Here is an 11,961-nt window from a genome sequence, read left to right as displayed (position 1 = left end):
GACGCAAATATGGTCTGGAAAGTGGGCTAGCCGTTTGGCGCGACTATTTCGGTCGCCAAACGCAGACTGCGTGCGCGTTTTGCGTCAATCACCCACATTTGTTTATGCGGCACCTTGAAGGCTTTTTGCATGATGGAACGCGGATACCCCATTTCGACCCAATAGCTTTGGGCGACGGCAAGCGCTTGCGCCTGCGAGGTGCCACCTTTCCAGGAATGAAGCCCAAGCTTGCCCGCATCTGTGATAATGCGTTTTTTGCCAGCGGCAAACAGGTCAACGCAGGCGGAGAAACAGCCTGCAAGCACAAGGGTGTTGATCTTATTGGCGCGAATCGTGCGACCGATCTGATGCGCGGCGGCTGTGTTGCCGCCCGGGCTATAACCGATGATCAGCCCTTCGACCTTGTTCTGTGCAGCAAATGCCTGAAAGATGAAGGAGGTCTTTGGCGTGATCTCACCGTTGAGCACCAAGAACCCGTCACCACCCAATGCTTTGTTTTTGTTCGGCACAATGAACAGGTTTCCACCAACAGCTTTTGCGCCGTCTGACATTTTTGTTTCATTGACCGGCGAGCAGGCCGCAAAGGCTAGGAAAGAGGCAAAAACAAGCAGGGATTTGAGGTGCATAACAAGGTCCGTTCTTATCAACTATTGATGGTGTGAAAATACAGGTCGACAGCGTTACTGTTACTTTAGATTTAGCCCTTGACGGGTCCGTGCCGTGGTATTAGTTGGGCACCTCACGTGGGCCCTTAGCTCAGTTGGTAGAGCAACTGACTTTTAATCAGTAGGTCGATGGTTCGAACCCATCAGGGCTCACCACTTCTCCCCCAGAAGGCGGTGAAAAACAAATCACAAGAGCGCGTGATTTCGCCGCGTGCGCGGCAAGAGATCGACATCGCGCCTGGGCTTGTTAAGGTGCCCATGAACGGGTCACGCGAAAAGGGGAGTGCCATGTTTCAATCTCTAGGTGGGTTGATCGTTTTCGTCCTGGATATCTGGGCGATCGTGTCGATCTTCAATTCCAACGAAGAGACGCCCAAGAAGGTCCTTTGGATCCTGCTTGTCCTGATTTTGCCGATCATCGGCTTCATCATCTGGTATTTTGCTGGGCCAAAACCGGCCGCGCGCTAGGCGCCGCTAAGGATGAAGGACTGGCTGACCGCGCTGCGCACCTGATCATCGAGGCAAGGTTTCGCGATGATGAAGACCGGCTCACCAGGCACGCCGGTTAGCAGACGCTCGGGGTAGGGCGAGACGAAAACCGCATCGAGCGCGGGATTGGCATGCGTCAGCTGCCGCACCGCGCTGAGCCCGGAGGATTTGTCGGCCAGCTCCGTGCTGGCGATCACCAGCTCGGGCTGCGTATCCTTGCCCATTTCCACCGCCTGCGCCGCGGTGCGCGCCACGCCGGTGACAATGCAGCCCATATCGCTGACGCAATTGGCCATATCCATCGCGATCAAGACGTCGTCCTCGATGAGCAGGATGCGCGTGCCGGTCCGATAGGGGATTTCGTTGAGCGCGGTTTCGAACAGGTCGGGCACCGCCTCGGGCGGCGTTTCAAGAATTTCGGCGATGTCGGCGAAGGAGAATTCCTCAATCGTGCGCAAGAGCAGCGTCTCCCGCGTGTGCGGGGTCATCCGGTTGAGCTTGTTGAGCGCGGCGACCTGGCTGAGCGAGCCGTTGCGCGGGGTTTCCCATGTGCGGTTCAGCCCTTGAAACAGCGCGATGCGAATGGCGCGCACGGACACTTCGCTGATATGGGGCCGGACGCTTTTCTTGGCGCGGGCGGCGAGCGCATCGCCGGTGGCCCGGCATCCTGACAACGCACGCCCGTAGCGCCGCAGAAAAGGCATAACCGCGTCAACAATGTCTCCTGCTGCCCGGCTTGCGCCGTTGGCCATCTGCAGTGCCTCAACATTGGATTGCGATTCAGGATTGGGTGGCGAATTTAGTCAGCAAACATGAAGAATTTGGTAACTTTTGGCTGAGAAAGCCGGTTTTCTTTTACCGGACCGTGTCGCCGGGCGCGAAAACCGGTGAAATTTCAACATGGCGCGAGCCCTGTTCCGCCGATTTGTCGAGGCTTGCCAGAACCAGCTCCGCCGCCTTTTTACCAATCTCGGATCGGCAGCTGTCCATCGTCGCGAGCCGCTTTGGCAGCCCGTCGATCAGCTCGACCCCGTTGAAACCTGCCATGCCGATATCATCGGGCACAGCGACACCCGCCTCAAGGCAATAGAGCAGCCCGCCGGCGCCGATCATGTCATTGGAATAATACAGAAAATCCAAATCACCGGAGCGCTTCAAAATGGCTTGCGTCATCTCACGCCCCTTGGCGAGCGCGGAGCCACCCGAATAATATTCCTCGTCAGCAAGCGTGATACCGGCCTCGTTCAGTACTGCTGTAAATCCCTCAAACCGTTTCCGAGCACGGTGGTCGAGCGGCATTTTGGTGCCCAGTAACCCGATCTTTCGGTAGCCGCGTTTCAGGATTTCGGTCGCTGTTTCGCGTCCGGCTCGCTCATGGCTGATCCCCACGCAGGCATCAATCGCGGCGCCGTCCACATCCATAATCTCGACAATCGGCACGCCTGCATTTTCCATCATTTTGCGGGCTGCGTCCGTATGCTCAAGCCCCGCCACGATCAGGCCGGAGGGCCGCCAGGAGAGCATCTCAAAGATGACCTCCTCTTCCTTTTCGGGTTCATAATACGTGACGCCAACGACGGGTTGCAGCGGCGTGCCTTCAAGCACGCTGGAAATGCCCATCATCACCTCAGGGAAGACCATGTTGGACAGGCTGGGGATGATAACGCCGACCAGATTAACCCGGTTGGAGGCAAGCGCGCCCGCGATTTTATTGGGCACATAGCCCAGCTCACGCGCGGCATTAAGTACTTTTTCGCGTGTCTTATCAGAAACTTCACCCCGGTTTCGCAACACACGGCTCACCGTCATCTCGGAGACGCCAGAGGCTTCTGATACGTCTCTTAAGGTCAGTTGCGGGCGGTAGTCGGGGTCTGATCTACTGGTCACGCTTCAGCCTTTGATCGTAAGAGATTATCCCTTGATACCGCGTATCAAAGGGCTTGTCCAAAGGCGATTTCCTGTCTATGTTAACGCTAACAATTTCGGTTTGGCCCGGGCTTCCCCTGTGCCTTACCACACTAAAGGGAGCGCGCTTGGGCCAATCTGTGCGCTCCCTTTTTTGTTGCCTCCCGCCAATGATCATCGCAGAACGGACAAAACGGCCCCGTGGCTCAACTGGATAGAGCAGCCCCCTCCTAAGGGGCAGGTTGCAGGTTCGAATCCTGCCGGGGTCACCAAAACTGCCTGAAAAATATCCTTTGCCGTTTAGTCGGACTAAGGGACGAGGCGACCGCGTTTTGACAATGTGTTGGCGCGTTTTGGGGGATCAACAGGTATTCTGCGCCAGCGACAAGCTGCGCTCGAACCTGTCGCGACTTGGCTTGGGATTTGAAGCTACTATTGGCGTCGAAGCGTGTATAGGGAATGTAGTGGCGGGGCATCGTTTGCCGTCCCGACTTGTAACAGAAGGCCCGAGATAAATGATAGTTCACTGCGTCTTTCTTGCTCTGAAACCTGATGCTAACATGGGGCAGCTTGAAACGCTCATGACGCGTTTGGTGCAACTGTCGGGCATCGTCGACGGGATGGGTTCGGTCACCTACGGACCAAACCGTGATTTTGAGAAAAAATCCGAAGGATATCACTATGGTTTCGTGGCGCATTTTTCGGATGCCGACGCGCTTGCGGTTTACGCGGAGCATCCAGAGCATAAGCTGATCGCGCAGGGTTTGGTGGCATCTTGCCAAGGCGGTGCCGACGGCATCACGGTCTTTGACCTAGATCATGCGAGCTAGAACGCGGTGTGTCACCTATAGGACCTGTCGCGAGCCTGCCGATGTATGCGCGCCCCGAATTGGACGCGGCGCACCTGTCATTTTGGGCGGCGATCCGCGACGCCCTTCGCCAAAACGGAATGGGTGCGCCTGAAACCCTTAGCACTGATGGCGTCGGCGATGAATTTTGGCTGAACCCTCATCTTATGCTGAGCCAGACCTGCGGCTACCCGTACCGTACGCGTCTGCGCGGTCAGGTGAAGATCGTCGGCACGCCGGATTACGGATTGGAGGGCTGTCCGCCTGGCTTCTACAATTCTGTCTTTGTGGTTAGCGCGAATTCTAAACGTTTCGAGCTTGCAGGGCTTGATGGTACCTCGCTTGCCTTCAATGCTAGGGACAGCCAATCGGGCTATCATGGGCCGATCTCATTTCTGGCCAAGCGGGGTATTGGGTTTTCAGCGAAATTGGAAACCGGCGCGCATCGATTGTCTGCACGCGCTGTGGCTGACGAGCTTGCGGATGTGGCCGCTATTGATGCGGTGACATGGCGGGATATCGAGCGTTTTGACACCGTGGCACGAAAACTTCGCGTCATTGGAAAGACACCGCCCGTTCCGGGGCTACCATATATTTGCGCGTTGCAGTTTGACGAAACGCTCATCGCGCGGGCCGTTCAGGCCGCAATTCGTTCCGAGATCAGCAAGGGACGCACGGATCTGAGCATTCGGGCGTTGGTGCCATTGCGGCCCAGCGATTATGACGACGCGGCGTTTGAATAGTTCGGAAAATTCAGGTTTTGGGCGGGGTTAGGGTCTAATACGTCGCCCGCCCACCGGATAGGTCAAAGGCGGCGCCAGTGGTGAAGCTGTTCTCTTCCGAGCAAAGCCAGCTAATCATCTTGGCGGCCTCATCAACCTCAAGAAACCTGCCGCGCGGAATTTTCGACAGCATGTAGTTGATATGTTCTTCGCTCATCTGATCAAAGATGCGGGTCCGCGCGGCGGCCGGGGTCACGCAATTGATCGCGATATCAAGATCGGCGCATTCTTTACCGGCCGATTTGGTCAGGCCGATCACCCCTGCTTTTGAGGCCGAATAGGCCGACGCGTTTGGGTTTCCTTCCTTGCCCGCCACAGAGGCGATCAGCACGACGCGTCCGTAGCCGCGCTGTTTCATGCCCGGTAGCACCGCGCGCAACAGGTGGAAGGAGCCTGTGAGGTTCACCGACACAATCGCGTTCCAGTCGTCGAGCGGGTAGTCTTCTATTGGCATGTTGGGGCCGGCGATGCCTGCAGAATTGACCAGCTGAGTGATCGGGCCGAGCGCGGCCTCGGTCTTTGCGACGGCCTCCGAGACGCTGGTCCAATCGCTGATATTGACGGTTACAGTGGCAGTGTCCGGCCCGAGGGCCGTTTTTGCCTCCGCCAGTGCTGACGGGTCCATGTCCCACAGCGCGATTTTGCTGCCTTGGGCGGCCAAAGCCTGTGCGCAGGCAAACCCAATGCCGCGGGCACCGCCTGTGATTACTGCGAGCTGTTCCATGTGTTTTCCCATCGGATGTTGCAGGTGAGAACGATAGTGAATTCAAAGAACATGCGCGCTCTGAGATAGCTAGGTGTCTTTTGGCTTGTCATAAATGTGTCATATTTAGCTCAGTTGATGTGAAAAAATACACTTCGCGCTGTGCGTCACTGCACAGCTGACTTTCCCCCTAACCCTGCAAGCGACTACGGTTACGCCGAACCGATGACCGGCCGAACTGCGTTCCAGCTAGAGCGCGCATAGAGCCAAAGAAATGTCGGACGAAACGATGGGGAGAAGAGCATGACGCCATTTGGTTGGGTTAGTTTCTGTGTGCTATGCCTTTGGCGCAATGCGGTGCTTATATTTGCGAGTGTTGCTTCCCGTCTATTGAAGCGCAGCCTTCGAAATCTAGCCCAAATACTGGCGTTTCTGCTTTTGCCGACGGGCGCATTTGCGCAGGCGGCGTGTAGCGTTGCGGACATGACCGCGCTTGGCACGGTTTACAGTCAAGACTTCGGGACAGGACCAGGCCGGACATCTGACCCAAATGTGTTGAACCATGGTTTCAGGGCGTCGGGCACAATCGGGGATGATTTTTATGCGGTGGGGCGCTCAATTGATCTTTCTGCCAGTTTTATGCGGACCGCGGGAGATGTAGATGCCGATGGGAATACAGAAGGCCGTTTCCTAGGCGTCAACATGCGCGGGAGGAACGAACCAGGCCAATTCTGGCAGGGTGAGTTTTACCGGGTCAACAACGTCAATTTGACCCCGGGGGCGATTCCGCCCGGTGCATCACTGGCAGGTTTCCAATTGTCGACCGCGCTTGCAGGGACATGCGCAGGCTGCCGGGATGTGCCAAACTTTACCCTTATCATCGAAGATACGGGAACCGGTTCGCAGCTTGCGTCGCGTAACAGTTCGGTCGTCGGTGTCGCCAATGACGATATTTGGCGCACAACGACGGTAGAGGTCGTCCCGGCACCAACGGGGACCAGCAACGTCAACCTAGTGTTGTTCAACTCGCAGCCCAACGGGTCTAGCGGCAACGACGTCGGCGTAGACAATATCGTTTTTACATCCTTGATTTGTGTGCCACCCGAGCTGGATTTGACGAAGGCCTCACAGCTGATCACCAATATTGTTGGCGACGCGGGCACAGCGCAGGCCGGCGACATCATTCGCTACACCTATACAGTGGCAAATAACGGCACGACCACGGCCTATAACGTGGCAATCAGCGAGACCACCTTTACGGGCACAGGCACGACACCGGTCCCTGGTTTGCAGAGCGGTGGCAACGATCTTGATGGTGGCAATGGGACCCCAACCGATCTGCAGCCGGGCGCTTCAATGGTCTACACCGTAGACTATGTTCTGACCCAAGCCGATATCAACACGGGCTTTGTCGATAATCAGGCGACGATCACCTACGAAGACTTGATCCCCAATTCCTACAGCACAGTGTCAGACAGCGATGCCGGGCTTGCCGGTGAACAGGTTGAGCGGACGACCATTCCAAACACTGCCGCGCTGAATGTTGGCAAAGGAGCCGTTGTTGGTCCGCTGCAAAGCGATGGGACATTCGACGTGACCTTCACGGTCACGATCGAAAACACCGGCAACCTGAGCCTCACGCCTATTACGCTGGTCGATGACCTAACGGCGGGCGACCAACTGGGCACTGCGTTCCAAAGCGTTGTCGCAGCCCCTGTGGTGGCCCTGACGAATACCTCAGGCAGCTCAACCGCGCCGACAAGCACGGGCGCGGGCTACAATGGCTCCAACGCGCTTTTGACCGGGGCGGATGGCCTTTTGCAGCCCGGCGACGTGGTGACAGTGACCTTCGGAGTCAATGTCAGCAACAACGCTGCCGGAGCGCCCACGGTTTTGCAAAATACAGCGCGCGCCACTGGCACACCGCCGAGCGGGCCCGCGATCGGTGACGATTCCGACACCGATACGCAACCTGATGGCAGCGCTGATACGACGCCAAATGACCCCAATGATCCTATTGGGGGCGGCGTTCCGACGCAGATCACCATCCCGACGCCGCCACAAATGCTCAACCCTGTGACGCCGCAGACAACGAGCCAGTGTACCCCGACATCCACCCTGTATAGCGAGCTGTTCGATGCAGGTACCAATGCGGGTTACACATCGAGCCAGACCGTGAACCCACCGGTTGGCTACTTGGAGCCGCAAAACAACGTTGGAAATGTCAACGGGACCATCACGGATGCGACCTACCACCCATCGCTGAATTCCGGCGGCGGTGTGGTCAGCCCCTCCGGCGGCGGCTTTATCTCCAGCTTTGATAGCAGCAATAATTCACCGATCTGGACCAGCCCGTCTCTGGGTAATGTGGATTGGTCGGGTGCGGTCAACGGCGCGATCTATTTCGAGCGATTCAATTGGGCGCCGGGCGTCGTCGCAGGCAATTACCAGCAGACGCGCCCCGAAATCGTCATCAACGGTGCGGGCGGAAGTCTGGAGCTGGTGATCCCAATAGGATCAGCAAGCGCGGCATTGGCGGCGGGACAATGGGTTCCTGTTGAGGCCCGTCTGGCACCTTCGCCGGAATGGACATTTGACCCGACATCTGGCGCGGACCGGCCTGCGACATTGGCAGATTTCGCCAGCGTTTTGAGCAGCGTCCAAAGCATCGAAATTGGCCCGGAAAAAATCAATGGGCGCCAATTCCCGGGTGGTGTCGCGACTGCTGATCTTGCTGAGCGCTATGCGATAGACGCCGTTCAGGTTGTGGCCTGCGATGTGCCGGGCAGTCTGAACGCGGGCAAGGGCGTGTCCGTTGATCCGCTTCTGGCTGACAGCACCTTTAATGCGACCTACACGATCACCGTGCAGAACTCTGGCACCGTGCCGTTGACGCCGCTGACCCTGGTCGATGATCTGACGGCTGCGGACAATCTGGGAACCGCTTTTAACAGCGTTGTGTCGGCCCCTGTTGTGACGCTGACCAATACGTCTGGTACATCCGTTGCCCCGACCACCAATGGTGGCGCGTATAACGGCACCAATGGGTTGATTACCGGGACAGACGGGACCTTGCAGCCGGGCGACAGCTATACTGTGGTCTTTGAGGTCAATGTCGATCCGAACGCCGCTGGCCGACCAGCGGCGCTGCAAAACACAGCGCTTGCTGGGGGCACGCCGCCCACCGGGCCCGATGTGTTTGACGAAACGGATACCGACACGCAGCCCGATGGCAGCGCCGATACAACGCCAAACGGGCCGGATGACCCTCCGGGTCGGGGTGTGCCAACTGTTCTGGCACCGCCCGCGCCAAGCCCTTCGATGAACGTGGGCAAAGGCGCCTCCGTCGGGCCGGTTGATCCTGATGGCACGTTTGAAGTCACGTATACGGTCACATATCTCAACACCGGGACCGGGCCGGACGTTTTGTCCCCCGTCACGCTTGAGGACAATCTGGCCGCTGCGGGTCAGCTTGGCAGCGCCTTTAACGGGGTGACGTCGGCGCCGGTTGTGACGCTGACCAATACCTCGGGGACCTCTGTGGCGCCGACTACGAATGGCGCGGCTTATAACGGCACCAACGGGCTGATCACAGGCCTCGACGGAACGATTCAACCCGGCGACAGCTTTACCGTGGTGTTTACCGTCGATGTGGATCCGAACGCCGCTGGTGGACCTACAACGTTGCAAAACACCGCGCGCGGCACCGGTATTCCACCTTTGGGGCCACCCGCTGTGGGCGACGATTCCGATACCGACACCAACCCAGATGGCACGCCGGAAACGATCCCCAATGAGGCCGATGACGGACCGGGCGAGGGCGTTCCAACGGTGATCAACGTACCGCAAGTGCCGCAACCGCCGACCCCGACCGGTTCGGATCAGGCACAATGTACCCTTCCCGATATTTTCTCGGGTGCTTCACTGAATGTCTCGGGTCTGTCGGGCGCAGGTGGCTCTTTCAGCCAAGACATCGCGGGCGACCCCGTGGTTGCAACGACTGTCTCCGGGACCACCAGCTTCAATGATCCAAATCACAGCGTTTCCGGCTCGGGTGCTGTCATTCGCTATGAGGACCGAGCGCCGGCAAATATCGATCAGGCCTATACCTACAACCAGTACGAATTTGCGCAAAAAATACCTGTGCGTATCGTTGCTGGGCCCACCTTTGGCGCTGTTGGGTCGAACATGAACCAGAATGGCGACATACTTACCATTACGGCCATTAACCCGACGGTCGGCTTCACCTGGGTTGTGAACGGGTCAAACGCTGCCACGACAAGCACAACGATTTCACCGGACGGTCGGACTATTGAGATTATCGGCCCTGTGGGGGCGGGTTTGTCGAACTTTGCGGAGTTTGATGTCGGAACGAGTGGCGAACTGACTGGGTTCCAAGTTATTCATAAGACGAACGGAACGGCTTTTAACGGGCTGAACTCGACACAGTTCGAGCTGAAAGTACCTTTCTGCCCAACCCCTTCTTTGAATGTTGGCAAAGGAGCCTCCGTTGGCCCCATCCTCGGGGATGGCTCGGTTGATGTGACCTATACGGTCAATGTGGCCAATACGGGCGACACAGCGCTTTCGCCGTTGACCCTGGTGGACGATCTGACAGCCGCTACTCAACTGGGTAGCGCGTTCCAAAGCGTGACCGCCGCACCCGTTGTCACGCTTACCAACACCTCCGGTAGCTCAACGGCGCCGACGACAAACGGGGCTGCTTATAACGGGACAAACGGTCTGATCACGGGGGCGGACGGCAGTTTGGAGCCCGGTGACAGCTATCAGGTTGTTTTCACGGTCAATGTAGACGCGGCAGCTGCGGGCGCGCCAGCAACGTTACAAAACACAGCGCGTGCAACTGGGCTAACGCCCGGGGGCGTTGCGGGTGTTGACGACGTTGGCGACGATTCCGATGCGGATACACAGCCAGACGGTACAGCCGACACCACACCCAATGACCCCAACGACCCTGTGGGTGGCGGTGTGCCGACAGTGATCACAACGCCAGCGGTGACCCCTGAGATTGGCGCCACTAAATCGGTGCTCGCCGTGGGTGGGGTTCAGGGCGATGGCAGCTATGACGCCACCTATGAGATCACGGTGACTAACACGGGCAATGTTACGCTCGACACGCTGACGCTCGAAGACGACCTGACAAGCGTGGCGCAGCTGGGCAGCGCCTTCCGGCGGGTGGCCGTGGCGCCAGCCGTGACGGCGGGTACGATCAGCGCGGGCTCGACCTTGCCGACGGCAAATGGGGGCTATGACGGGACCAACGGGTTGATTACACCCAGCGGTACCCTGATCCCCGGCGACAGCTATGTGGTGACCTTCACCGTTAATGTGAACCCTGCCTTCACGGGCGCGCCCGTGACGCTGCGCAACATGGCGACGGCGGGTGGCGACGACCCAGCGGGCACGACACGGACGGACGATTCTGACGCGGGCACCAATGCATCTGGCGGTCCGGATACAGTTCCTGATGTGCCGGGCGGCCCAGGTGTGCCGACTTTGCTGCCGGGTCCGTCGGACCAAAGTGGTGTGACGATTGCCAAGCAAGTGACGGGCAATCGCACCGATTTCCGGCTGGGCGAGATTGTGCCTTACACGATTGTGGCGTCGAACGCTCTGTCCGGCCCGGTGACCAATATCAGCGTCGTTGATACGATGCCGGTCGGGCTGACCTTCATCCCGGGCTCCGCGACCGTTGACGGTGCGCCTTTCGCGCCAAGCAGCGTCATTTCCGGGCGTCAGGTGAGTTTCGATAGTCTCAGCATTCTGCCGGGCGGTACGCTGACGATCACTTTGTCGGCCCGCGTTGCAGCAAATGCGCCGGTCGGCGCGCTGACCAACCAGGCGGGTGTCTATGACAACACAGGCACGCTGTTGTCCAACATCGCAGAGGCGACAATCCAACGGATCCCGGATGAGATTTTCGACTGCACGGATATCATAGGTAAGGTCTTCGATGACTTGAATTCCAATGGGTATCAGGATGGGCCGGAATATCGCGGCACCGGTGATAACCGGGTCTTGGTCCATGAGGGCGAGCCGGGTCTGGCCGGGGTTCGTGTGGCCACCGTGCGCGGCACGTTGATCACGACGGATGAATATGGCCGGTTCCACGTGCCATGCGCCGAGCTGCCCGACGGGGCCATCGGTGGGAATATCATCCTGAAAGTCGACACCCGCACTCTGCCGAGCGGCTACCGCATGACCACGGAGAACCCACGCGTCCTTCGTGTGACAGCCGGTAAGCTAGCGAAGATCAACTTCGGGGCCTCAATCTCGCGCATCGTTGACATTGACCTGACCGGCACCGCGTTTGAGCGCAGCAGTGACGAGCTGAAACAGCGCCTTGAAAAGGGGCTGGACCGGTTGATGCAGCGCATGCAGGACCAGCCGTCAGTGATCCGGATCGCCTATTACCACAAGGGCGAGGACCGCAAGCTGACCCAGGCCCGAGTACGCGCCGTGGAGGATTACATACGTGAACGTTGGAAGCGTTATGGCCGCTACAAGCTTGATGTCGAAATTACCGTTACGCGTGTGCAGTGAGGATG

General features: G+C 58.2%; 8 protein-coding genes and 2 tRNA genes. 6 read left to right on the top strand and 4 right to left on the bottom strand.

Features of this window, described 5'->3' with window-relative positions; all coding sequences use genetic code 11:
* Positions 1-26: 26 nt before the first annotated feature.
* A complete protein-coding gene (locus ACZ1G7_RS11965; protein ID WP_472659621.1) occupies positions 27-626 on the bottom strand; it encodes a COG3904 family protein in 600 nt (199 codons plus the stop codon).
* 119 nt (positions 627-745) lie between these two features.
* Here ACZ1G7_RS11965 and ACZ1G7_RS11960 point away from each other — a divergent pair.
* Together ACZ1G7_RS11960 and ACZ1G7_RS11955 are read left to right on the top strand one after the other, a co-directional pair.
* A tRNA-Lys gene (locus tag ACZ1G7_RS11960) sits at positions 746-821 on the top strand.
* A 132-nt stretch (positions 822-953) separates the two neighbouring features.
* The gene (locus ACZ1G7_RS11955; protein ID WP_472659620.1) at positions 954-1,133 is read left to right on the top strand and encodes a PLDc N-terminal domain-containing protein; all 180 of its coding nucleotides are present in this window, start codon (positions 954-956) and stop codon (positions 1,131-1,133) included.
* Here the strand turns inward: ACZ1G7_RS11955 and ACZ1G7_RS11950 are convergent.
* Positions 1,130-1,906: a sigma factor-like helix-turn-helix DNA-binding protein gene (locus ACZ1G7_RS11950; RefSeq protein WP_472659619.1), complete on the bottom strand. Its 777-nt coding sequence runs from the start codon at positions 1,904-1,906 to the stop codon at positions 1,130-1,132. The two genes, ACZ1G7_RS11955 and ACZ1G7_RS11950, sit on opposite strands and share 4 nt — an antisense overlap.
* A 103-nt stretch (positions 1,907-2,009) precedes the next feature.
* Positions 2,010-3,041, bottom strand: coding sequence for a LacI family DNA-binding transcriptional regulator (locus tag ACZ1G7_RS11945; RefSeq protein WP_472659618.1), 1,032 nt, complete (start codon positions 3,039-3,041; stop codon positions 2,010-2,012).
* A 213-nt stretch (positions 3,042-3,254) separates the two neighbouring features.
* On the opposite strand from ACZ1G7_RS11945, the gene ACZ1G7_RS11940 reads away from it, so the two are divergent.
* From ACZ1G7_RS11940 to ACZ1G7_RS11930, 3 genes are all read left to right on the top strand, one after another.
* Positions 3,255-3,331, top strand: a tRNA-Arg gene (locus tag ACZ1G7_RS11940).
* Positions 3,332-3,574: 243 nt separating this feature from the next.
* On the top strand, positions 3,575-3,889 hold the full coding sequence (locus ACZ1G7_RS11935; RefSeq protein WP_472659617.1) for a Dabb family protein: 315 nt from the start codon (positions 3,575-3,577) through the stop codon (positions 3,887-3,889).
* 8 nt (positions 3,890-3,897) lie between these two features.
* Positions 3,898-4,650 (top strand): phosphate/phosphite/phosphonate ABC transporter substrate-binding protein, encoded by a 753-nt coding sequence (locus ACZ1G7_RS11930; RefSeq protein ID WP_472659616.1) that lies wholly within the window; start codon positions 3,898-3,900, stop codon positions 4,648-4,650.
* Between the two features lie 34 nt (positions 4,651-4,684).
* Here ACZ1G7_RS11930 and ACZ1G7_RS11925 read toward each other — a convergent pair whose 3' ends face one another.
* Entirely contained in the window at positions 4,685-5,413 is a 729-nt protein-coding gene (locus tag ACZ1G7_RS11925) for an SDR family NAD(P)-dependent oxidoreductase (protein ID WP_472659615.1), read from the bottom strand.
* Positions 5,414-6,094: 681 nt separating this feature from the next.
* Between ACZ1G7_RS11925 and ACZ1G7_RS11920 the strand changes: the two genes are divergently transcribed.
* On the top strand, positions 6,095-11,956 hold the full coding sequence (locus tag ACZ1G7_RS11920) for a DUF7507 domain-containing protein (protein ID WP_472659614.1): 5,862 nt from the start codon (positions 6,095-6,097) through the stop codon (positions 11,954-11,956).
* Positions 11,957-11,961: the final 5 nt, after the last annotated feature.

The organism is Litoreibacter sp. JB4-2, from assembly GCF_055693445.1.
The sequence above is the reverse complement of the archived record's forward strand: the minus strand, read 5'-3'. Positions and strand labels throughout refer to the sequence as shown.